Below are 22,444 nucleotides of genomic sequence, written 5' to 3' on the forward strand. Positions count from 1 at the left end.
TCTCCCGGCTTCCGTCAGTACACCGTGGTCGGCGTGTCTTCGAGCGCGCCCTCGGCGGGCGGCGGGGCGTCGGGGTCGGGGAGCGGATCCGGCCCCCGCTTCGACGTGCGGATGATGAGGCCGATCTCGACGACCGCGAGGATCGCGTAGATCAGCGTAAAGGCGACGAGCGACAGCAGCACGTTCCACCCGGGCACATTCGGTGAGACGCCGTCCTGCGTCAGCATGAGGCTGAACACGATCCACGGCTGGCGGCCCATCTCGGTGAACACCCATCCGATGAGGATCGCGAACAGCGACGCCGGCCACGCCCAGATCGCGAGCTTCCACGCCCACGCGGGCACCGGGCGCTTCGCGTTCCTGCGCGTGAGCCACAGCCCCACGACCGCGGTGAGAGCGGCGATCGCGCCGAGGCCGATCATCCAGCGGAACGCCCAGTACGTGACCCACAGGATCGGGGCGAAGTTGCCGTCGACCTGATCGGCGAACTGCGGGAACAGCTCGGTCGTGTACTGCATGTTGAGGTCGTTGATGCCCTCGACGCATCCGTCGAACGAGTGCGTCGAAAGCAGCGCCAGCAGGTACGGCACCCGCAGCGCCCAGATCTCGCCGGTGCCGTCCGGCGTTCCGATCGAGAAGAGCGAGAACGAGGCATCCGCACCGCACGCCGAATCGAACAGCGCCTCGGCGGCCGCCATCTTCATCGGCTGCGTCGAGACCATGACGAGGCTCAGCTGGTCGCCCGAGATCGCGACGCCCGCGAACGTCACGATCATGCCCCACAGGCCGTACTTGAGCGCGGGGCGCATCATCTCGAGGTGCTGACCGCGCAGCAGGTGCCACGACGCGACCGAGATGATGACGCCCGAGGTCAGCATGAACGCGGCGAAGAGCGTGTGCGGCAAGGCCGCGAGTGCCACCGGGTTCGTGAGCACCGCGAGGAAGTCGTCCATCTCGGCGCGGCCGCCGTCCTGCGCCATGCGGTAGCCGACCGGGTTCTGCATGAAGGCGTTCGCCGCGAGGATGAAGTACGCCGAGAACCACGCACCCGCCGTCGCGATCCAGATCGTCGCGAGGTGCACGCCCTTGGGCAGCTTGTCCCACCCGAAGATCCACAGGCCGATGAACGTCGCCTCGAAGAAGAAGGCCATGAGGCCCTCGAACGCGAGCGGGGCGCCGAACACGTCGCCGACGAAGCGGCTGTACGACGACCAGTTCATGCCGAACTGGAACTCCTGCACGATGCCGGTGACCACGCCCATCGCGAAGTTGATGAGGAAGAGCTTCCCGAAGAATCTCGTGAGGTGAAGCCACTTCAGGTTGCCGGTGCGGAACCACGCGGTCTGGAAGATCGCCACCGTCAGCGCCATGCCGAGCGTGAGCGGCACGAAGAGGAAGTGGTAGAGAGTCGTCAGTCCGAATTGCCAGCGGGCAAGAAGCAGCGGGTCGAGCAGGTCCATGCGTCCCTCCGGTCTCGCGAGGTCCCTGACCGCCACCTTAGTCCGCGGCGCGAGCGGCCACGACGCGTGCGACCGTGAATATTCCACGCGCGCCGATCGGCCGCCCTGCCCGATGCGTGGGCCGTCCGGCCCCGCGCGCGAGCCGCGAGGGTAGCCTGAATCGCATGGCTCGCACCCGATCGCACGGAGGACCGGCATGACGGCCGTTCCGGTGCTGATCGGCATGCGTCCGCCGGTCGTCGAGACAGAGGCGGATGCCGCGACCGGCGCCCCCCTCGTCGACACGCACGGCCGCGTGCACCGCGACCTGCGCATCTCGCTCACCGACCGCTGCTCGCTGCGCTGCACGTACTGCATGCCGGAGCAGGGGAACGAATGGCTCGCGAAGACGAGCATCCTGACGCTCGACGAGATCGAGCGCGTCGCCCGCGTCGCCGCCGCCGACGGCATCACGACCTTCCGGCTGACGGGCGGTGAGCCGCTTCTGCGGCAGGACATCGTCGAGGTCGTGCGGCGCCTCGCGCGGATCACCGGGCCCGACGGCACCCCGGTCGAGCTCGCGATGACGACGAACGGCATCCGGCTGCCGGAACTCCTCCCCGGGCTCGTGGAGGCGGGCCTGGGCCGGCTCAACATCTCGCTCGACACGCTCCGGCGCGACCGGTTCCGCGAGCTCACGCGGCGCGACCGGCTGGATGACGTGCTCGACGGGATCGCGGCGGCCGCGGCATCCGGTCTCCGTCCCCTCAAGCTCAACGCGGTCGCGATGCGCGACGTCAACGACGACGAGCTCGTCGACCTCGTCGAGTTCGCGATCGCCCACGACGCGCAGATGCGGTTCATCGAGCAGATGCCGCTCGACGCGGGTCACACGTGGGATCGTTCGCGCATGGTCACGCGCGACGAGATCCTCGACACGCTGGCGCGGCGCTGGACGCTGACGCCGGTGCCCGGACGCGGCGGGGCGCCTGCGGAGCGCTGGATGCTCGACGGCGGCCCGCATACGGTCGGCGTCATCGCATCGGTGACCGCTCCGTTCTGCGGCGACTGCGACCGCCTGCGCCTCACGGCCGACGGGCAGTTGCGCAATTGCCTGTTCTCGACGACCGAGTACGATCTGCTGCCGATCCTGCGCGCCTCCCCGGTCGCCGGCCCCGCCCCGGTCGCTGAGCCTGTCGAAGCGTCGCCCTCCCGGCTCGACGAGGGAATCGACCGGATGCTGCGCTCCTGCGTGCGCGGAAAACTCCCCGGCCACGCGATCAACGACCCTTCGTTCCTGCAGCCCGCGCGCGGCATGAACGCGATCGGCGGCTGACCCTCCGCAACCCCGGTCGTGCGCGAGCACCACCCGGTCGCTGAGCGAGCGAAGCGAGACGAACCGCTGCTCCCGGCGTAGGAAAGCATCCCGGCGTAGGACGCCGGCCGAAGCATCCGTCCTTCCTCCGCGCCATCTCCGGCGCTCAGCGCAGACCCATCCACTGGGCGGCAGTCCCGGCCCTTGCCCGTGCACCGCGGCGTAGGCTGACACGCATGGGCCGGATCACTCAGCGCCGCCCCGTCACGAAGATCGTGATCGGCGAGGACGACGTCGTCGAGCGTCGTCGCGCCGACGTGCTCGCGGTCGAGGAGCCCCTCGAGATCCGCGTCGCGGGCGAGTCGCTCGCGGTGACGATGCGCACGCCCGGCAACGACGTCGAGCTCGCGGCGGGTTTCCTCGTGTCGGAGGGCGTGATCCATCACGGTGCGCAGTTCCGGTCGGCAATCCACTGCGGCGGGCCCGGCACGGGCGGCACCGACGGCAACACGTACAACATCCTCGACGTCGCGCTCGCGCCGGGCGTCGCGCCGCCCGACCCCGACATCGCGCGCAACTTCTACACGACGAGCTCGTGCGGGCTGTGCGGCAAGGCGTCGATCGAGGCGGTCGAGACTACGTCCACGTATGATGTGTCGGCCGACGACGCATCCGTCGACGCGCGCGTGCTGCTCTCCCTCCCCGACAGGCTTCGCGAACAGCAGGCGGTGTTCGACAAGACGGGCGGCCTGCACGCGGCGGGGCTGTTCGACGCCGAGACCGGCGAGCTGCTCGTGCTGCGCGAGGACGTCGGGCGGCACAACGCCGTCGACAAGGTCGTCGGCTGGGCCGTGCTCGAAGACCGGCTCCCGCTGCGCAACACGATCCTGCAGGTGTCGGGCCGCGCGAGCTTCGAGCTCGTGCAGAAGGCGGTCATGGCCGGCATCCCGATCCTCAGCGCCGTCTCGGCACCGTCGTCTCTCGCGGTCGAACTGGCCGAGGCATCCGGTCTCACGCTCGCCGGATTCGTCCGCGGACGATCGATGAACGTGTACGCCCACGCCGAGCGCGTGCGTATGCCCGAACCGGCCACGGCAGCCGCCGGCCGGGCGTAGGCGGATGCGTCAGAACACGTAGATCTGGCCGAGGATCACCACGACGACGATCAGCACGGCGATGATGCCGCCGACGATCAGGAGCGTTCGCCCCGAGAGCTTCGCGACCCCGAAGCCCACGAGGAACGGCAGCGCCCCGAGCAGGATCGCGACGAACCACCAGAACGCCGAGTAACCGCCCGCTGTGGTCTCTTCGAGGCGCCCGCCGAAGAGCTGCTGCGTGCGCGGATGCGTCGCGAACGCGATCGCCGCCGAGAACGGGACCGCGACGAACGCGGCGACGATGAGTCCCACGAGCGCGCCCCACAGACCCGCCTTGCGATCGTCGAGAGATTCCGTGGAGTCGTTGTGCGAGGTGCGGGTGCTGGCCATGCTGATGACATCAGTGCGGCAGAGGCGGAAGGACGCGGATGACATCAGCCCAGGTCTTGACGGTCGTGGGATCGATCAATCTCGACCTCGTGGCCCGCGTCGAACGGGCTCCGGGCCCGGGCGAGACGGTCGCCGACGGCGTGCTCACCCGCGAGCCGGGCGGCAAGGGAGCCAACCAAGCCATCGCCGCCGCGCGACTCGGAGCGACCGTGCGCATGATCGGCGCGGTCGGCGGTGACGCGGAGGGCCGCGCGATGATCGCGTCGCTCGCCGAGGCGGGTGTCGATGTGACCGACATCCAGATCACGGATGCCGCGAGCGGCACTGCCCTCATCGTCGTCGACCGTACGGGCGAGAATTCGATCGTCGTGTGTCCGGGGGCCAACGCCCGTATCGACCCCTCCGCGATCGAACTGCCCCCGCACGGGGCGCTGCTCGCGCAGCTCGAGGTCTCGGTGGACATCGTCGAACGCGCGGCGTCGCTCACCGACGGCTTCTTCGCGCTCAACGCGTCCCCCGCGCGCGACCTGCCGGAGGAGCTGTTCGAGCGCGTCGACCTCTTCATCGTGAACGAGAGCGAGTACGAACGGATGCCGCGCCTCGCCGCCGCGCGTCTCGTCGCGCTCACACTGGGCGCCGACGGCGCGGTGCTTCTTCGTGAGGGCGTCGAGACCGCGCGGGCACCGGGCCTTCCGACTCAGGTGCACAACACCGTCGGCGCGGGCGACGCGTTCGCGGCCGCCCTCACGCTCGGGTTCGTGGCGGGAGAGGATCCGGCGACCGCGCTGCGCCGCGCGTGCGCCGTGGGCGCCGCCGCCGTCGCCGACGAACGATCCCAGCCGCTGCTGCGGCCGCTCGCGGAGTACCTCGCATGAGCCCGGAGCGGATCCCGATCTTCGTGGACTGCGACACGGGCATCGACGACGCGCTCGCGCTCGCGTACCTCCTCGCCGAGCCGACCGTCGAGGTCGTCGGCGTCGGCACGGTGTTCGGCAACACGTCGGTCGAGCTCGCGACCCGCAACACGCTCGGCCTGCTCGAGCTCGCAGGATGCGACGACATCCCGGTCGCGAAGGGCGCGGCGGCGCCCCTCGGCGAGGACTTCGAAGGTGGTGAGCGCGCCGTGCACGGGTCGGACGGCGTGGGCGGCGTCGGTCTCGCACCGCGCACGCTGCGGGCGGCTGAGATCGAGGCATCCGGTCTGCTCTCCGATCTCGCCGAGGAGCACTCCGGCCGGCTGCGCGTGCTCGCGCTGGGCCCCCTCACGAACCTCGCGCGGTTCGTCGCGGCGCACCCCGACCGGGTGGCCGACATCGCCCAGGTCACGGTCATGGGAGGGGCGTTCGATCGGAACGGAAACGTGTCACGGGTCGCCGAGGCGAACATCCACAACGACCCCCGCGCGGCCGCGATCGTCTTCGACGCCGCGTGGCCGGTATCGGTCGTGCCGCTCGACATCACGATGCGTCACGTGCTCACCGAGCGGCAGCGCGCGGAGCTCGCTGCGATCCCGGGTGCCCTTCCGACGGTGTTGGGGCGGATGCTGCACACCTACCTCGACTACTACGAGGACTCCGTGTTCGAGGGGGAGCGGCAGTGCGCGCTGCACGATCCGCTCGCGGCGGTGGTCGTGGCATCCGGTGCGCGCGTCATCCGCGCCGACGAGCCGGCGGGCATCGACGTCGCGACCGACGGGGACGACTGGGGGAGGACGAGTCGGCGCCCAGGCACCGCGGCTGAGGGGACGGCGACCCGGCGGATCGTGCTCGACGTCGACCGAGACGCCGCCGAGACGCTGCTCGAAGTGCTCCGCGCGCGGGAGTGGCCGAGCTGAGGCGCGAGTGTCGGCGCCTGGGGCTATGGTCGCCGCATGGCCGACATCGCCGATGTGACCGAATGGCTGCTCGACTCCGACCCGGCGCTGAGATGGCAGGTCGAACGCGACCTCCTCGGTGAGCCCGAGAGCGTGTGGCAGGCGACGCGGGCGCGCGTGGCGACCGAAGGCATGGGCGCCCGGCTCCTCGCGCTTCAGGACGAGGATGGGCAGTGGGCCGGTGGCGCGTTCTTCCCGGCCGACTTCGACTTCGAGGGGCCGGAGGCCGCGCCGGGAGCCGGACAGCCGTGGACGGCGACGACGTGGACGCTCAACTCGCTGCGCGAATGGGGGCTCGACGCATCGGCCCTCGCCGGCACCGCCGAGAAGCTCGCCGAGAACAGCCGCTGGGAGTACGACGACCTTCCCTACTGGGGTGGCGAAGTCGACTGCTGCATCAACGCCTTCACACTCGCGAACGGCACGTGGCTGGGAGCGGACGTGTCGTCGCTTCCGCAGTGGTTCGTCGACCACCAGATGGACGAGGGCGGATGGAACTGCGAATGGGTCGAGGGGTCGACCCGGGCATCCGTCTACTCGACACTGAGCTCGATCGACGGAATCCTCTGGTACGAGAAGGCGACCGGCGGCACACCCGAGCTCACCGCCGCCCGCAGGAAGGCGCAGGAGTACCTGCTCGAGCGTCGCATCCTCTACAAGGTCACGACGGGCGAGCCGGTTCGTCCCGGCGTCGAGCTGCTCGCGTATCCGCAGCGCTCGAAGTACAACGTGCTGCACGCGGTGAACTACTTCCGCGATGCGTCGCTGTACGACGGAGTGCCCCCCGATCCGCGGCTCGCCGACGCGGTGGACGTCATCCGCCGCCAGCGGCAGGCCGACGGCACGTGGCTTCAGGGGTACCGGTACCCCGGGCGGGTGTGGTTCGAGCAGGACGTGCCCGTCGGCGAGCCGTCGAAATGGGTCACGTTCCTCGCGCTGCGCGCCCTCGACTGGTGGGATTCCGCCGCTCCCGGAGTCGAGTCGTAGCGCGACCCCCCAGCCCCACGGCGCGTGTCAGCGCGTGGGCTCCCACCCGAGAGCGGGCGCGACGTGCTTCGCGAACGTCTCGACGACGCGAAGGTTGAACTCGACGCCGAGCTGGCTCGGGATCGTCAGCATGAGGGTGTCGGCCGACGCGATCGCGGCGTCGTTCTGCAGCTGCTCGACGAGCACGTCGGGCTCGGCGGCATATGTCTTGCCGAAGGTCGAGCGCAGGCCGTCGATGATGCCGATGCCGTCGCCCTCCTGGCGTCCGCCGAAGTAGAGATGATCTTCGGCTGTCACGAGCGGGAAGATCGAGCGGCTCACCGACACACGAGGCTCGCCCGGATGCCCCGCTTCCCGCCACGCGTTGCGGAAGATGTCGATCTGCTCGGCCTGCAGGATGTCGAACGGCCGCCCATCCGCTTCGGTCACGAGGGTCGACGACATGAGGTTGACGCCCTTGCGCCCTGCCCATGCCGCCGAGTCGCGGTTGCCGGCACCCCACCACACGCGCGAACGCAACCCGGGGGAGTGCGGCTCGACGCGCTGCAGACCCCCGGTCCCTGAGCCGGTCGAAGGGCCGCCGCCGAACGGGCTGTCGGGGTCGCGCTCCGCGAGCCCCTCACCCTCGATCGCACGCAGGAAGAGGTCGAAGTGCTCGCGCGCGATGTCTGCGCCGCGCGGATCCTTCGAGCCGGTGTAGCCGAACACCTCGTACCCGCGGATAACCGTCTCGGGCGACCCGCGGCTCACACCGAGCGCGAGCCGTCCGCCGCTGATGAGGTCGACCGCGGCCGCCTCCTCCGCGAGGTACAGCGGGTTCTCGTAGCGCATGTCGATGACGCCCGTGCCCATCTCGATGCGCTCGGTGCGCGCCGCGATCGCGGCGAGGATAGGCATCGGCGCCGACTGCTGCCGGGCGAAGTGGTGCACGCGGAAGTAGATGCCGTTGACCCCGAGCTCATCCATCCCCTGCGCGAGGTCGATGGCCTGCAGCATCGAGTCGGCGGCGCTGAGGCTGTGTCCGCCGCCGAGCGGGCCGTAGTGGCCGAACGAGAGTGTTCCGAAGCGCTTCACGTCGTGCCCAACCGTACGCGAAGAGGACCTATTCCAGGGCCGGATGCCGCAGCGGACGCATCCGGCCCGAATCCAGGCTCCCGAATCTGTACGCTCGTGCCGTGCCGTCCCGCGGAGTCGTCGTCCCCGACCTCGACGGTGCGCGCGCACTCGTCACGGGTGCGACGAGCGGAGTCGGTCTCGAGATCGCCCGCGTACTGGCAGCGCACGGCGCACATATCGTGCTGCCGGCGCGCAGTCGCGCCAAGGGCGAGAGCGCGATCGCGGCGATCCGTGAGACGGCCCCCGCCGCGCGGATCGAGCTGCGCGACCTGGATCTCGTGAGTCTCGCATCGGTGCGCGAGTTCGCGAACGGCCTCGTCGCCGAGGGACTGCCACTCGACCTCCTCGTCCTGAACGCGGGAATCGCCCGCGTCGGCGACCGCACGCGCGAGGTCACGGAGGACGGCTTCGAGCTGCACTTCCAGACCAATTTCCTCGGCCATGCGCTGCTCGTCCTGTCACTTCTGCCGCTGCTGCGCTCCTCGCACGCGCGGATCGCGGTGCAAGGCAGCATCGTGAGCGCACTGTATGGGGTGTCGTGGGACGATCCGCAGTTCACACGGCGGTATTCGGCGCTGCGCGCCTACGCTTCGTCGAAGTCCGCGCTCGCGCTGTTCGCTCTGGAACTGGCGCGCCGAGCACCGGAGGTGCGCGTCGATCTGTGCCACCCCGGGGTTGTTCCGGCGACCGCCATCGCGCCCGAGATCCGCGCGCGCGTCGCACCCGCCATCCACGACTTCGCGGTGGGTCGGCTGTGGAACCCGCCGGCGCAGGCTGCTGAACCCGCACTTCTCGCCCTGACGACGGATGTCCCGGGCCCCGCGTTCTGCGCACCGGGCGGTCTCCTCCAAGTCTCGGGTCCCGCGCGCGTGCGGCCGGCCTTTCGTCGCCTCAGCGATCTGGACGGCTCTCGCCGGATCTGGGACCTCGCCCAGAAGCTCGCAACCACCGCCTGAGTGTCAAGGCCCGCGCTCGGTGACGCCGAACGGCCTAGGGTCGAACGGGACGAAGGGAGTCGCATGTCGCGCATTCTGCTCATCGGAGGTCACGGCAAGGTCGCTCTGCTGCTCGAACCCCTTCTCGTCGAGCGCGGACACCACGTGACGGCGGTGATCCGCAATCCCGACCACGAACGCGAGGTCGCGGCCACGGGGGCCGTGCCGCTCGTCGCCGACATCGAGACGTTCGACACCGACCAGCTCGAGAACCTCATCGCGGGCAACGACGTCGTCGTGTGGTCGGCGGGCGCGGGCGGCGGCAACCCCGCGCGCACGTACGCGGTCGACCGCGACGCCGCGATCCGCTCGATCGATGCGGCGATCGGCGCGGGAGTGCGCCGTTACGTCATGGTGTCGTACTTCGGTGCGGGGCCTGACCACGGTGTCGCCCCGGACAGCTCGTTCTTCCCGTACGCCGAGGCGAAGGCGGCCGCGGATGCGCACCTGCGCGCGAGCGGCCTCGATTACACGATCGTCGCGCCGAGCAGCCTCACGCTCGACCCGCCGACCGGTCGCATCGACACGGCGGCCGCGGCATCCGGTTCCATCTCCCGCGCCGATGTCGCCGCAGTCATCGCGGCGGTGATCGACGACGATTCGACGATCGGTCGCACGATCCGGTTCAATTCCGGCGACGTTCCGATCGCGCACGCGATCGCGGGCTGACCGCGCCTCACACGACGAACGGCTCGCCGTTGCGCGGCAGCCAGCCCGCCCGATCGCCGTCGGGAGCCGGGGCGAAGGCGATCGGCACAGCCGTCGCGGTCGCCCAGTCCGTCGAGTCGGATGCCTGCACGTGCACGTGCGGCTCGGTGCTGTTGCCCGAGTTGCCGCAATCGCCGACCTGGTCTCCCGTCCGCACGACGTCGCCCGCACGCACGCGCACCGATCCACGCCGCAGGTGGGCGAGGAGGACGTACGGCCCTGTCGGCGAGGCCGCGATCACGACGTGATTGCCCGCGATGCCGGCGACGCCCTCGCGCACTCGCTGCGTCTGCGTGAGCGCGTACGGGATGAGCGTGAACGGCGACCGCCGGGCCTCGTGGTCGGGTTCATCGTCGTGGGCTCCGACGACGGTGCCGTCGATCGGCGCCCGGATCGGAGCGCCGAAGCCGACGAATCGCTGCGGTGCTTCGGTCGCGAAGACCGACCGGAGCGGCCGCGGCGCGGACCTGCCGCGGTCATCCACCATGACGAAGTCGATCGCGTGTGCCGATCCGAACAGGGTCGTCCCATGGCTCGGAACCCGGTCGGCAGGACTGTTCTGCGCGACCCAGCGGCCGGTGAACGGAAAGCGCAGGAGCATCCGCAAAACCCTAGCCAGCGCACGCCATGCGCGCGAGGGGCGTCCCCTCGACCCCTGGCGTGCCTACGATGGCAGAAGACTTCCCTGACGACGGAGGGAGGCGACATGGTCCAGGTCCGCGTCGCCGGAGTCGCGCTCGACGCGGCGCGTCAGCATGTCATCCTGCTCAAGCCCATCGACGAGCTCCCCGGGTCGGGTCAGGTCCTGCCGATCTGGATCGGCCAACAGGAGGCGACGTCGATCCTCATCGCGGTCGAGGGCGCTCCCGTGCCTCGCCCGCTCGCCCACGACCTCATGCGCTCGCTTCTCGACGCGCTCGACGCAAAGGTGACCCGCGTGGAGGTCTCGCGCATCGACGACGGCACCTTCTACGCCGACATCACGCTCGAGACGCCCGCGGGGGAGCGCGTCGTCGACGCGCGTCCGTCCGACGCGATCGCCCTCGCCTCACGCGTGGGCGCCCCGATCTGGGTCGCCGACGAGGTCATCGAAGAGGCGGGTGTCGACGACTTCATGCCCGAGGAGGACGCGTCGGAGCGCCTCGACGAGTTCAAGCGCTTCCTCGACGACGTCGAGCCGGAGGACTTCGCCTGACCCGCTGCGCCGTCGTCACCCGAGTTCGGCGTCGATGAGCTCGGCGACCGTGAAGATCACGGGCCACGCACCCTCCGAGCTGTTCCCGAGGATGCTCAGGGTCGTGCGGCTGTCGATGAGGTGCGTCGAGCGGAACGAGACCCCCGCGTCGTAGCCCTCCATGATCACCGCCGGTCCCGTGCGGTGAAGCCACACGCCCATGCCGTAGCGCATGTTCTCGTCTTCGACGTCGTGGCGCGGGTGGATCATCTCCTCGACCGTGTCGGGCCGCACGATCCGTCCTTCGAGGAAGGCCGTCCAGAAACGGTGCAGGTCGTCCGCCGTCGTGAACGCGCCGCCGTCGCCGTTGCCGCGCACCGGAAGGCGGAGCGTGTTCACGAGGTCGCCCTCCTGGAACAGGTAGCCGAGTGCGGCGTCGCCGGGCAGCTCGTCGAGGCGTGGGAAGCCCGTGCTCTCGAGGCCGGCCGGCTCGAACACGAGGCGGTGCACGACGTCGTGATACGGCTCATCGGCGATGCGCTCGAGCACGACGGCGAGCACCATGTAGCCGCCGTTGCAGTACGAGAACCGTTCGCCCGGCGGGAACTTCTGCGGATGTCCCTCGAGCATCGGCAGGAACGCGCTCGCGGTCGTGAGCGTGTGCACGGGCAACGTGAGGACGAGGTCGGACGGCTCCCACTCGCCCTCCTCGTCGAGGTAGTCGCCGATGCCCGACGTGTGGGTGAGCAGCTCCTCGATCGTGACGGCGTCGTCGATCAGCGGCAGGTCCGCACCGAGGATCTCGCGCACCGGCTGATCGAGCCCGAGCCTGCCGTCCTCCACGAAGCGCATCACCGCGAGGGCGGTGAACGTCTTGCTTCCGCTCGCGACGGCGAACCGCGTGCGGGTCGTCGTCGGGACGCGCAGCCCGCGGTGCAGGAACCCCTCGCACCTCTCGAACGTGCGCCGATCGCCGGTGTCCACCGTCACCACGCCCGTGAACGCCTTCTTCGCGACCGCCTCATCGAGGGCGGCGGCTTCGATGTGCATGCGAGCGAGTCTGACGGAAACTCCGTGTGGTCGAAAGCGCCGGGCTCGGTCGCGCCGTCGGGCACTCCGAAGGCCGGTTCGGCACGATCCAGCCCGGCGCTTTCACGCCCCGCGCCTTCGCGCCGCGGGCGCGGCGCTCACCCGAGGGGGTACACCCGCCTGAGGATGAGCCGCTGCCCGAGCGTCCACGCGACGGTCGTCAGCAGGTACAGCCCCGCGGCGAGGGGCACGAAGACGGCGCCGACGGCGGTCGAGTACTGCAGTAGCCCGAGCATCCGGGTCGACCCGGCCGGGATCGGCGACGCTTCGTCGCGCGGGAGGGTCGGCACGCGCAACATGCGTCTCGTCAGCTCGCCGACCGCCGCGATGAGCACGACGACCGCGCCGATCACGACCACGGTCATCGGTGTGAGCGTTCCGGCGAACGCCGCGCCGGTCAGGCTCACGCCGAGCGGAACGCCGAACAGAGTCTCGCTCAGCAGCCCGTTCGCGTGACCGGCGATCGTCGGATGCAGGAACACCGCGTACACGAGCCCGATGACCGGCGCCTGCAGCAGCACGGGCAGGCAGCCCGCGAACGGCGACGTGCGCTCGTCGCGGTAGAGCTGCATCGTCTCGCGCTGCAGGCGCTCGGGGTTCTTGCGGTGGCGCTTCTGCAGTTCGCGCAGGCGCGGCGCGAGGCGTACGCGCGTCTGCTCGGCCTTGGCCTGCGAGATGCCGACCGGGATCAGCGCGGTGCGCACGAGGAGAGTCACGAGCACGACGGCCGCGGCGGCGGCGGATGCGCCGGCGACCGGTTCGAGGAGCGAGGCCAGTCCCATGAAGCCCGCATACGCGAGGTCGAGGAGGGCGGCGATGGGCGGGAAGGCGAAGACATCCATGGCGGTATCCGTTCTGTGGCAGGTCGATGGGATCGATCGGCCGCGAAGGGACGCCGCGACGGCGCGTCCGTCGAGGACGCGGGAGCGGACGGCGAAGGCTACGCGGCCGTCGCCGCGCGCTGCGGTGCCCTCGGGCGCGGGTGGCCCGGGGCATCCGGATCGCTCTGCGTGAGCGGAGAGGAGATGTTGATCGCGCGCCGCGGATGCGGGGGAGACGCCCCTCCCGACGCGGGGTGCGTGACCGCGAGGATCGCGACGAGCACGACGGATGCCGCGACGAGCGCGATCGCGGCGGCGACCGCGGTCGTGGCGCCGCCGAAGACCGTGAGGTCGGGCGTGCCCGCCACGGCGAGCGGCGCCAGCAGGAGCTGCACAGACGTCAGGAGCTGCGCGAACATGCGGTGCTCCTTCCGTGCCGGGTCCGTCACGTCACGTCACGTCACGCTAACAGCCGTCCCGGTCGCTGAGCGAGCGCAGCGAGACGAAGCGCGTTTCGTCTCGCTCGCTGCGTTCACTCGCTCAACGTCCGGGCGGGCTCGCTGCGCTCACTCGCCCAACGTCCGGCGCCGACCGGGAACCCGCAGCCCGCTCCTCGAGCGCACGCACGACGGCGGACATGTCGTCCCGGGCGCCCCCGAGCGCGACGGTCTCGGCGAACAGCGCCTCGGCGAGTTCGAGCATGGGCGTGGACGCCCCGGCGACGGCTGCCTCGTCGAGCACGAGGCGCGTGTTCGTGAGCGCGTCGGAGGTCGCCGCCTGCGGCGAGAACTCGCGCGCGGCGAGCTTCGGAAGCTTGACGCGGGTGAGGTCGGAGGCGGTCTGCCCGAGACCGATCGCCTCCTGGAACGTCGCGAGGTCGACGCCGCTCGCGGCGGCGAAGTGCGTCGCCTCGGCGAGCGCGGCCATCGTCGTGGTGAGGTACAGGTTGACGGCGAGCTTCATCCGCAGCCCGCTGCCCGGACCGCCGCAGTAGAGCGTCGCGCGGCACGTCGGCTCCAGGATCGGCATCACGTCGCCGGCAGCATCTTCGTCGCCGCCGAGCATCGCGACGAGCTGCGCGTTCTCGGCCGGCACACGCGATCCGGCGACCGGCGCCTCGACGAACCGGCCGCCCGCGGCGCACACCTCGGCGGCGAGCGCTTCTGCGTACGCCGGGGTGGTCGTGCCGCACGACACGAGCGGGCGACCCCTCACGCGGCGGGCGAACGCATCCGTGCCGCGTTCGAGTACGGCATCCGTCGCAGCTTCGTCCACGAGCATGAGCAGCACCGTGCGGCAGCGTGCGAAGACGTCGTCGACGGATGCCGCGGCATCCGCCCCTTCGTCGACCAGCGGTGCGAGCCGCTCGCGAGTGCGATTCCACACGACCAGGTCGATGCCCGCACGTACGAGGTTGCGGGCCATCGGCGTGCCCATCAGGCCGATGCCGATGAAGCCGACCGGACCGGAGACGTTCGTGGCGCTCATGCTTCGAGTCTCGGTCGAGCGCCGAAGGGAGTCGTGCCAACTGTCGCCGTCGTACTGCCGATCTCGAGCGGGATCACCAGCCGCTGCGCGTCGGCGTGTGCCCTTCTCGCGCGTCGTCGGGCATCGCCATCTCGGCCCGCACGCCGAGGAGTCTGATCGGCCGGCCGGGCTCGATGCGGTCGACGAGCTTCATCGTCTCGGCGATGACGGTGTCGCGGTCGAAGGTCTCAGCGACCTTGTGCACGAACGTCTTCGTGATGAACGGCGCGTAGCGCACCTTGAGTCCGACGCCGACGACCGGGCGGCCTTCGGCGGCGACGTCGGCGAGCACCTGGTCGAGCAGCTCGCGCGCGGCCTTCTCGATATCGGTCCGGTCGACGAGGTTCTGCTGGAACGTCGTCTCGCGTCCGTGCCCGCGGGGGACCCACGGGGAGTCGTCGACGACGTTCGTGCCGTCACCGCGCCCGAGCCGGCGGTACCACGGCCCCATCTTCGGCCCGAACTCCGCGGCCAGCACGTCGACGTCGGCGCGCACGAGGTCGTCGACCGTGTGGATGCCGAGCGCCGCGAGTCGCTTGGAGATCTTCGAGCCGATGCCCCACAGCGCGACCGTGGGCTTCGAGCCCATCCCGTCGAGCCAGTTCTCGGCGGTGAGTCGGAACACGCCGCGAGGCTTTCCGAAGTCGGTCGCGTTCTTCGCACGGACGAGCGTGTCGCCGATGCCGACGCTGCAGTGCAGCCGGGTGCGCTCGAGCACCTCGCGCTGGATGTCGCGCGCGTACGCCTCGGGATCGTCGGTCGTGACGCCGACGAACGCCTCGTCCCACCCGAGCACCTGCACGACCGCGCCGGGCATCGACCGCAGCGTCGCCATGACCTCTTCGGATGCCGCGGTGTACGCGGGGGCGTCGACGGGGAGGATGATCGCGTCGGGGACCTTCCGCGCGGCGATCCGCAGCGGCATCCCCGACCCGACGCCGAACTCACGGGCTTCGTACGATGCCGTCGAGACGACGGCGCGCTCGGTGGGGTCGCCGCGCCCGCCGACGATCACCGGCTTGCCTGCGAGCTCGGGCCGCCGCAGCACCTCGACCGCCGCGATGAACTGGTCGAGGTCGACGTGCAGCACCCACGGTCGGGCCTCAACGGACATGGCCCCAGTCTGGTGTGAAGCGCCGACACACGTCGAGACATGCGAAAGCCGGGGTGGCGCGAACGCTCACCCCGGCCGACGTGTGTGGATCAGAGAGGCCGGATGTTGGCGGCCTGCATGCCCTTCGGGCCCTGCTCAGCGTCGTAGGAGACCTTCTGAGACTCGTTGAGCTCCTTGTAGCCACCGCCCTGGATCGCGCTGAAGTGCGCGAAGAGGTCGGCGGAGCCGTCGTCGGGTGCGATGAACCCGTAGCCCTTGTCGGAGTTGAACCATTTCACGGTGCCAGTGGCCATCGTGTCTTTCCTTTTGTTATGCGGGCCGCGTGAGCGACCGGATGTGCCGCGCCGCAACGTGCGGAGCGGACGGGTGAGGCGCGAGCGACGAGCCCGCGACGATGCGGGCTGATAGACGGATGCCGCGACGGCGGCTTCCGCGCATTCGCGCGTGTCGAAGTGGCCGAGCAGCTCACCGCGCGCGCTGTGGGCTTCGAAGCCCTGCGGTGCGACGGCGATGAAGCCGGCGTACTCGCCGGCGGAGGTCGCGACGAACACGTCGTCGTCGGCCCGGCGCCAGTCGAGTTCGAGTACGGGTACGGACGGAGGGAGGGGTTCTGCGAGTTTCAAGTGGGTTTTTCGGAGGATGCGCGGCGAGGTGGCACGCGGCTGCGCGGAGGTGAAGGTGAACGGGCCGCGGGTTCGCGGCGGGGCGTCAGGCGATCTGCTTCTCCACGATGAGGCAGAGGTTCGACGCGAGGATCCCGAAGGATTGAATTCCACCCTAGCACGCGGCCCTGCGAAACCCCTGATCCGCTCGGATGCGCCCGCTCGCGCGTGTCCGCTGTCGAAACCAGCGCGCGCGCACGTCGCGGACGAACGCGACTGCAGGATCGAGGCGCGCGAGGCGCACCGGAACACGAACGGGCGGATGCCCCCACCCCGAAGCCGGGGGCGGGGGCATCCGTAAGCAGTGTGCCCAGCGCTGGGTGTCAGCGCGGAACGTCGCCTCGCCACGCACCCGTCGCGGCTCGGCGGCTCTCGATGAACTCCTTGAAGTTCTCGAGGTCTTTCTTGACGGCGTGGTTGCCGGCGCCGACGAGGGCTCCGACGTGCTCGAGGAAGCCCGAGGGCTCCCAGTCGATCTGCACGGTCACACGCGTCGAGTTCTCGTCGAGCTTGTGGAAGGTGACGACGCCCGCGTGGGCCGTCTCGCCGCCGACGCTGCGCCACGCGACGCGCTCGTCGGGGTGCTGCTCGGTGACCTCGGCGTCGAACTCGCGCTCGGCGCCGCCGATGTTCACCTTCCAGTGCAGGTGGGTGTCGTCGATCTGCCGGATCGACACGACTTCCTCGAGGAACTCGGGGAAGCTCTCGAACTGCGTCCACTGGTTGTAGGCGGTGGTGACGGGAACGTCCACGTCGATGGTCTCGATGATCTGCGGCATCGGCTTCTCTCTTTCGGCTGGTGTGGGTTCTGTGGTCAGTGCTGCACGGTCGGGTCGATGTCGGACTCGGGCGGCATCGGGAACGTCGGCTCTTCGGGGTTCGGCGCGAGCGGCTCCTGCGGGGTGGGAGCGGGCGGCTCCTCCGGCGCGGGAGTGAGCGGCTCCTCCGGATGCGGCGCGACCGGATCGCGGCCGGGAGGTCCCGGCGTCGGCGGCACACCGGGTGCGCCCGGGGTTCCCGGCGTTCCGGGAGCGTCCGGCTCCGGCGGCAGTGGCGTGTTCGGATCGGTCATGGTGACGGATCCTCCTTCCTGCACCGGCGACGGCGCCGCCGGTCGTCGTGTTCGACCCATCCAGCCTGCGGGACCGCGCGTTCGGGACCCACCCCCTTGACCCCGGGTGTGCGCCACGTTATGAACGGCTTGAAGAGCCGCCGGCAGCAGGGAGACGCCCGTGCCCATCGACGATGCGATGCTCGACGCCCTCGACGCGTGGTGGAGAGCCGCGAACTTCCTCGGGGCGGCGCAGATCTACCTGCTCGACAATCCGCTGCTGAGAAGGCCCCTCACGCGCGACGACATCAAGCCGCGCCTGCTCGGGCACTTCGGCACCGTGCCGGGCCTGAACCTCGTCTACGCGCACATGAACCGGGCGATCCTCGAGCGCGACCTCGACGCGCTCTTCATCGCCGGCCCCGGTCACGGAGGGCCTGCGATGGTCGCGAGTGCGTACCTCGACGGCACCTACACCGAGCGATACCCCGAGGTGACGCTCGACGAAGAGGGGCTGCGGCGACTGTTCCGCCAGTTCTCGTTCCCGGGCGGCATCCCGAGCCATGCGGCACCCGAGACGCCCGGGTCCATCCACGAGGGCGGCGAGCTCGGGTACTCGCTGTCGCACGCCTTCGGCGCCGCGTTCGACAACCCCGACCTGACGGTCGTGTGCGTCGTGGGCGACGGTGAGGCCGAGACGGGTCCCGCCGCGACCGGCTGGCACTCCAACAAGTTCCTCCACCCCGTCAACGACGGCACCGTGCTGCCGATACTGCACCTCAACGGCTGGAAGATCGCGAACCCCACGGTGTTCGCGCGGATCCCCGAGGACGAGCTGCGCGCCCTGTTCGAGGGGTACGGGTACGACCCGATCCACGTCGAGTTCACCGCCGACGACGACCACCGCGACGTGCACCGCCGCTTCGCCGACGTCATCGACGACGCGCTCGACCGCATCGCGGCGATCCGCGAGAACGCCCGCGGCGGCGACCTCACGCGTCCGCGCTGGCCGATGATCATCCTGCGCTCCCCGAAGGGCTGGACCGGCCCGCGAGAGGTCGACGGCGACCCTGTCGAGGGCACGTGGCGCGCGCACCAGGTGCCGCTCGCCGGCGTCCGCGACAACCCCGCGCACCTCGCGCAGCTCGAGGAGTGGCTGCGCTCCTACCGCCCCGACGAGCTCTTCGACGAGAGGGGCGCGCCGATCCCGCTCGCGACGGTGCTCGCGCCCGACGGTGATCGCCGCATGAGCGCCTCGCCGCACACCAGCGGCGGGGTGCGGCAGCCGATCGTCCTCCCCGATTTCCGCGACTACGCGCTCGAGGTCGACGTGAGCAGACGCGGGTCGACGGATGCCGAGGCGACGCGTGTGCTCGGAGTGATGCTGGCCGACGTGATCCGGCGCAATCCCACGTGCTTCCGGCTGTTCGGACCCGACGAGGTGGCGTCGAACCGGCTTGCGCCACCCGTGTACGAGGCGACCGCGAAGCAGTGGGTCGCCGAGATGCTGCCCGTCGACCGCGACCTCGCGACTGCGGGTCGCGTGATGGAGATGCTCAGCGAGCACCAGTGCCAGGGGTGGCTCGAGGGGTACGTGCTCACCGGGCGGCACGGCGTCTTCACGTCGTACGAGGCATTCGTGCACATCGTCGACTCGATGTTCAACCAGCACGCGAAGTGGCTCGAGGCGGCGCGGGATGTGCCGTGGCGAGAGCCCATCCCGAGTTTCAACTACCTGCTGTCGAGCCACGTGTGGCGGCAGGATCACAACGGCTTCACGCACCAGGACCCCGGATTCCTCGACGTCGCCGTCAACAAGAGCGCGCAGGTCGTGCGGGTGTACCTGCCTTTCGACGCCAACACGCTCCTGTCGACGTACGACCACTGCTTGCGCTCGGTGGGATATATGAATGTGGTGGTCGCGGGCAAGCAGCCGCATCCGGCGTGGCTCTCGATGGACGAGGCGATCCGTCACTGCACGCGCGGGCTCGGAATCTTCGAATGGGCCGGCACAGAGGTCGCCGGGGAGTCGCCCGACGTCGTGCTCGCCGGCGCGGGTGACGTGCCGACCCTCGAGGTGCTCGCCGCCGCGTCGCTGCTGCGTGAGGGTATTCCCGAGCTCAAGGTGCGCGTCGTCAACGTGGTCGACCTCATGCGGCTGCAGTCGGAGCACGAGCATCCGCACGGTCTGTCCGACACGGACTACGACGCCGTCTTCACATCGGATCGGCCCGTCATCTTCGCGTTCCACGGGTACCCGTGGCTCGTGCACCGCCTCACGTACAAACGCCACGGGCACTCGTTCCTGCACGTGCGCGGCTACAAGGAGAAGGGCACCACGACCACGCCGTTCGACATGGTCATGCTCAACGACCTCGACCGGTACCAGCTCGCGATCGATGCGATCGACCGCGTGCCGGGGCTCGCCGAGAAGCACGCCGTCTTCCGGCAGAAGCTCGTCGACGACCGCATCCGCGCCCGCATCCACACGCGCGAGCACGGCGAGGACATCCCCGAGGTCGCCGACTGGCGCTGGTCGACCTGACGGACCCCCGAACACCCGAGGACCCTCTTCCGCCGACACACTCAGCGATATATCGTTAGGCATCGCCGAGATATCGGGTAATGGTCGTAGGAGGTATCATGAGCGGTTCATTCATGGGCGACCCGTGGGGTTCGCGTCACCGCGGAGGCGGCTACGGCAAGCCCGGCGGACCGGGCGGGAGCATCTGGGATGCGATGGAGCAGCTGCGCGACGTGTTCGAGCAGCGCTTCGCGCCGCCGCGCATGGGCCGCGGCGATGTGCGCGCCGCCGTGCTCGCGCTGCTCGCCGAGGGTCCGATGCACGGGTACCAGATCATCCGCGAGATCGAGGAGCGCAGCGACGGCGCATGGAAGCCGAGCCCCGGGTCGGTGTACCCGACGCTCCAGCTCCTCGCCGACGAGGGGCTCATCGTCGCGACCGAGTCGGGCGGCAAGAAGACATACTCGCTGACCGATGCGGGGCGCGCCGAGGCCGAGGCATCCGGCGCCGAATCGGCTCCGTGGGAGTCGCAGGGCATGAAGGACGCGGCCGCTCGCACGACCGCCCTGCCCAAGGCCGGTGCGCGGCTCGCCCAAGCCGTCGCCCAGGTCGCGAGCAGCGGAAGCGCCGACCAGACGCAGCGCGCGGTGGAGGTGCTCGACGAGGCCAGGCGTAAGCTCTACTCCATCCTCGCCGAGGACTGACCCGACGCGCCGGCATCGGCGTCAAGGAGTATCGATGGCCGATCCCGGCAGCGCTCGCGCCCGCTACCGCAGGATCCTCTGGTTCGCCGCGCGCACGATCGCGCAGACCTGGTGGTTCGAGCTCATCCTGCCCCGGATCGGCTTCGCCGAGTACGTCGCCCGCGGGCGCGCGGCGCGCCTGCAGGGCATCGCGAAGCGCTTCCACGCGCTCGCGGTCGAGCTCGGCGGGCTCATGATCAAGGTCGGTCAGTTCATGTCGTCGCGCCTCGACGTGCTGCCGCCCGAGATCACGAACGAGCTCGCGGGGCTTCAGGACGAGGTTCCCCCGGTGGACTTCGGCCCGATCCGCGAGCTCGCGGAGGCCGAGCTGGGCATCCCGCTCGAGCGCGCGTTCGCGTACGTCGACCCGGTTCCCGTCGCGGCGGCGTCGCTCGGTCAGGCGCATCGGGCGAGATTGACGGATGCCGAAGCCGAAGACACCGGCTTCGCCGACGTCGTCGTGAAGGTGCAGCGTCCCGGCATCGAGCAGATCGTCGAGGTCGACCTGGCGGCGCTGCGCAGGGTGGCAGGGTGGCTCAGCCGCATCCGCTTCATCGCGAACCACGTCGACCTCCCGAGGCTGATCGAGGAGTTCACGCACGTGAGCCTCCAGGAGATCGACTACCTGCACGAAGCGCAGAACGCGGAGCGCTTCGCGGAGAGCTTCGCGGGAGACCCGCGCGTCGGCGTGCCGGTCATCGCATGGGAGCGCACGACGCGGCGCGTGCTGACGATGTCGGACGTCACCGCGATCAAGATCAACGACATCGACGGGCTGCGCGCCGCCGGGATCGATCCCACCGAGGTCGCCCACACGTTCGCGCAGATCATGTTCGACCAGTTCTTCGAGCACGGGTACTTCCACGCCGATCCGCACCCGGGCAACATCTTCGTCACGCAGACCGGGATGCGGCCAGACGGCAGCCCCGAGTGGCGCCTCACGTTCGTCGACTTCGGCATGATGGGCGAGGTCCCCGACGAGTTGCGCCACGACCTGCAGCAGGTGCTCATCGCGGTCGCCGGCCGCAACGGCAAGCAGCTCGTCGACAGCATCCGTCGAGTCGGCGTGCTGCTGCCGTCGGCCGACACCGCCGAGCTCGAGCGGGCGATGACGGCGCTGTTCGCACGGTTCGGCGGAATGGGGTTCGCGCAGCTGCAGCGCCTCGACCCCCGTGAGTTCCGCGACTTCGGACGGGAGTTCAGCGACGTCGTGCGGTCGCTGCCGTTCCAGCTTCCCGAGAACTTCCTGCTCATCATCCGCGCGGTGTCGCTCACATCGGGCATGTGCAGCTCGCTCGATCCGGAGTTCAACATGTGGGACGCGGTCGAGCCCTACGCCGACAAGCTCTTGCGCGAGGAGCGCGGCAACGTCATGGGGGCGGTGGCGCGCGAGGCCGCGTCGGTCGCCGGCATCGTCGCGCGCCTCCCGCGACGCGCGGACGACCTTTTGACGAAGGTCGAGAACGGGCAGCTCACGGTCGACCTGAGCCGCATGGAATCGCGGATGAACCGCATCGAGCGCCTCGCCCGCCGCGTCATCTCGGCGGTGCTCTTCGCGGCGCTGCTCATCGCAGGCGCCGTGCTGCGCGCGCAGGACATCATGGTCGGGTCGGTCCTGATGACGGCGTCGGTGATCCCGCTGCTGTACGTCGTGTTCGCCGGCTTCTGGCGTCCCGGGCGCTAGCTGTTCTTCCCCGACACGTTGTGATCACGTGATGTGAGCGAAGACCTCCGGGAACGATGTGGGTAACCACACTCAGATCGTTTCCACGGAGGTCTTCGTGACTCACGCTAACGCGCCATTCACTCCCGAGGGCAG

At 70.1% G+C, this 22,444-nt stretch carries 23 protein-coding genes and 1 pseudogene; 11 read left to right on the top strand and 13 right to left on the bottom strand.

Annotated features, from left to right (window positions below):
• Positions 1-14: 14 nt before the first annotated feature.
• Positions 15-1,460 (bottom strand): cytochrome ubiquinol oxidase subunit I, encoded by a 1,446-nt coding sequence (locus tag VNR19_RS10370; RefSeq protein ID WP_325726454.1) that lies wholly within the window; start codon positions 1,458-1,460, stop codon positions 15-17.
• Between the two features lie 196 nt (positions 1,461-1,656).
• Here VNR19_RS10370 and moaA point away from each other — a divergent pair, with 196 nt between their 5' ends.
• Entirely contained in the window at positions 1,657-2,775 is a 1,119-nt protein-coding gene (gene moaA / locus VNR19_RS10375; protein ID WP_325726456.1) for a GTP 3',8-cyclase MoaA, read from the top strand.
• Between the two features lie 215 nt (positions 2,776-2,990).
• On the top strand, positions 2,991-3,869 hold the full coding sequence (fdhD, locus tag VNR19_RS10380; RefSeq protein ID WP_325726458.1) for a formate dehydrogenase accessory sulfurtransferase FdhD: 879 nt from the start codon (positions 2,991-2,993) through the stop codon (positions 3,867-3,869).
• A gap of 9 nt (positions 3,870-3,878) precedes the next feature.
• On the opposite strand, the gene VNR19_RS10385 is transcribed toward fdhD, so the two are convergent.
• A complete protein-coding gene (locus VNR19_RS10385; RefSeq protein ID WP_325726460.1) occupies positions 3,879-4,241 on the bottom strand; it encodes a hypothetical protein in 363 nt (120 codons plus the stop codon).
• Between the two features lie 38 nt (positions 4,242-4,279).
• Here VNR19_RS10385 and VNR19_RS10390 point away from each other — a divergent pair, with 38 nt between their 5' ends.
• The 3 genes from VNR19_RS10390 to VNR19_RS10400 are packed head-to-tail and all read left to right on the top strand — an operon-like array spanning position 4,280 to position 7,101.
• Positions 4,280-5,116, top strand: coding sequence for a ribokinase (locus VNR19_RS10390; protein WP_325726462.1), 837 nt, complete (start codon positions 4,280-4,282; stop codon positions 5,114-5,116).
• Positions 5,113-6,075: a nucleoside hydrolase gene (locus VNR19_RS10395; RefSeq protein ID WP_325726464.1), complete on the top strand. Its 963-nt coding sequence runs from the start codon at positions 5,113-5,115 to the stop codon at positions 6,073-6,075. The genes VNR19_RS10390 and VNR19_RS10395 overlap by 4 nt, the downstream gene beginning before the upstream one ends.
• A gap of 36 nt (positions 6,076-6,111) precedes the next feature.
• Positions 6,112-7,101, top strand: a complete 990-nt coding sequence (locus tag VNR19_RS10400; protein ID WP_325726466.1) for a prenyltransferase/squalene oxidase repeat-containing protein — start codon at positions 6,112-6,114, stop codon at positions 7,099-7,101.
• Positions 7,102-7,128: 27 nt separating this feature from the next.
• Here VNR19_RS10400 and VNR19_RS10405 read toward each other — a convergent pair whose 3' ends face one another.
• Complete coding sequence (locus VNR19_RS10405) at positions 7,129-8,175, bottom strand: LLM class flavin-dependent oxidoreductase (RefSeq protein ID WP_325726468.1); 1,047 nt, start codon at positions 8,173-8,175, stop codon at positions 7,129-7,131.
• Positions 8,176-8,276: 101 nt separating this feature from the next.
• On the opposite strand from VNR19_RS10405, the gene VNR19_RS10410 reads away from it, so the two are divergent.
• Positions 8,277-9,173, top strand: a complete 897-nt coding sequence (locus VNR19_RS10410; protein WP_325726469.1) for an SDR family NAD(P)-dependent oxidoreductase — start codon at positions 8,277-8,279, stop codon at positions 9,171-9,173.
• Positions 9,174-9,236: 63 nt separating this feature from the next.
• Positions 9,237-9,881 carry an SDR family oxidoreductase gene (locus VNR19_RS10415; RefSeq protein WP_325726470.1) on the top strand — a complete coding sequence of 215 codons (645 nt, stop codon included), beginning with the start codon at positions 9,237-9,239 and terminating at the stop codon, positions 9,879-9,881.
• Between the two features lie 7 nt (positions 9,882-9,888).
• Here the strand turns inward: VNR19_RS10415 and VNR19_RS10420 are convergent, their stop codons facing one another.
• Positions 9,889-10,521 (bottom strand): M23 family metallopeptidase, encoded by a 633-nt coding sequence (locus VNR19_RS10420; protein ID WP_325726472.1) that lies wholly within the window; start codon positions 10,519-10,521, stop codon positions 9,889-9,891.
• Positions 10,522-10,626: 105 nt separating this feature from the next.
• Between VNR19_RS10420 and VNR19_RS10425 the strand changes: the two genes are divergently transcribed.
• A complete protein-coding gene (locus VNR19_RS10425) occupies positions 10,627-11,115 on the top strand; it encodes a bifunctional nuclease family protein (RefSeq protein WP_325726474.1) in 489 nt (162 codons plus the stop codon).
• 15 nt (positions 11,116-11,130) lie between these two features.
• On the opposite strand, the gene VNR19_RS10430 is transcribed toward VNR19_RS10425, so the two are convergent.
• From VNR19_RS10430 to VNR19_RS10465, 9 genes and pseudogenes are all read right to left on the bottom strand, one after another.
• Entirely contained in the window at positions 11,131-12,144 is a 1,014-nt protein-coding gene (locus VNR19_RS10430) for a serine hydrolase domain-containing protein (RefSeq protein ID WP_325726476.1), read from the bottom strand.
• A 137-nt stretch (positions 12,145-12,281) separates the two neighbouring features.
• The gene (locus tag VNR19_RS10435) at positions 12,282-13,025 is read right to left on the bottom strand and encodes a YidC/Oxa1 family membrane protein insertase (RefSeq protein ID WP_325726478.1); all 744 of its coding nucleotides are present in this window, start codon (positions 13,023-13,025) and stop codon (positions 12,282-12,284) included.
• Positions 13,026-13,123: 98 nt separating this feature from the next.
• Positions 13,124-13,423, bottom strand: a complete 300-nt coding sequence (locus VNR19_RS10440) for a DUF6412 domain-containing protein (RefSeq protein ID WP_325726480.1) — start codon at positions 13,421-13,423, stop codon at positions 13,124-13,126.
• Positions 13,424-13,544: 121 nt separating this feature from the next.
• Positions 13,545-14,033 carry an NAD-binding protein gene (locus tag VNR19_RS17325; RefSeq protein ID WP_491715942.1) on the bottom strand — a complete coding sequence of 163 codons (489 nt, stop codon included), beginning with the start codon at positions 14,031-14,033 and terminating at the stop codon, positions 13,545-13,547.
• Positions 14,007-14,495, bottom strand: a pseudogene (locus VNR19_RS17330) (NAD(P)-dependent oxidoreductase); the annotation flags it as partial. The gene VNR19_RS17325 and the pseudogene VNR19_RS17330, both read right to left, overlap by 27 nt.
• A 70-nt stretch (positions 14,496-14,565) precedes the next feature.
• On the bottom strand, positions 14,566-15,645 hold the full coding sequence (locus VNR19_RS10450; RefSeq protein WP_325726484.1) for a DNA polymerase IV: 1,080 nt from the start codon (positions 15,643-15,645) through the stop codon (positions 14,566-14,568).
• A gap of 89 nt (positions 15,646-15,734) precedes the next feature.
• On the bottom strand, positions 15,735-15,938 hold the full coding sequence (locus VNR19_RS10455; RefSeq protein WP_325726508.1) for a cold-shock protein: 204 nt from the start codon (positions 15,936-15,938) through the stop codon (positions 15,735-15,737).
• A gap of 692 nt (positions 15,939-16,630) precedes the next feature.
• On the bottom strand, positions 16,631-17,086 hold the full coding sequence (locus VNR19_RS10460) for an SRPBCC family protein (protein ID WP_325726486.1): 456 nt from the start codon (positions 17,084-17,086) through the stop codon (positions 16,631-16,633).
• Between the two features lie 35 nt (positions 17,087-17,121).
• Positions 17,122-17,379, bottom strand: a complete 258-nt coding sequence (locus tag VNR19_RS10465; RefSeq protein WP_325726488.1) for a hypothetical protein — start codon at positions 17,377-17,379, stop codon at positions 17,122-17,124.
• 160 nt (positions 17,380-17,539) lie between these two features.
• On the opposite strand from VNR19_RS10465, the gene VNR19_RS10470 reads away from it, so the two are divergent.
• The 3 genes from VNR19_RS10470 (at position 17,540) to VNR19_RS10480 (ending at position 22,309) form a co-directional block, all read left to right on the top strand.
• Positions 17,540-19,903 (top strand): phosphoketolase family protein, encoded by a 2,364-nt coding sequence (locus VNR19_RS10470; RefSeq protein ID WP_414684146.1) that lies wholly within the window; start codon positions 17,540-17,542, stop codon positions 19,901-19,903.
• A 98-nt stretch (positions 19,904-20,001) separates the two neighbouring features.
• A complete protein-coding gene (locus VNR19_RS10475; protein WP_325726490.1) occupies positions 20,002-20,586 on the top strand; it encodes a PadR family transcriptional regulator in 585 nt (194 codons plus the stop codon).
• A gap of 34 nt (positions 20,587-20,620) precedes the next feature.
• Positions 20,621-22,309, top strand: a complete 1,689-nt coding sequence (locus VNR19_RS10480) for an ABC1 kinase family protein (RefSeq protein ID WP_325726492.1) — start codon at positions 20,621-20,623, stop codon at positions 22,307-22,309.
• The last annotated feature ends 135 nt before the right edge of the window (positions 22,310-22,444 follow it).

The sequence above is a fragment of the Microbacterium sp. genome, assembly GCF_035556355.1.
Taxonomy (GTDB): Bacteria; Actinomycetota; Actinomycetes; order Actinomycetales; family Microbacteriaceae; genus Microbacterium.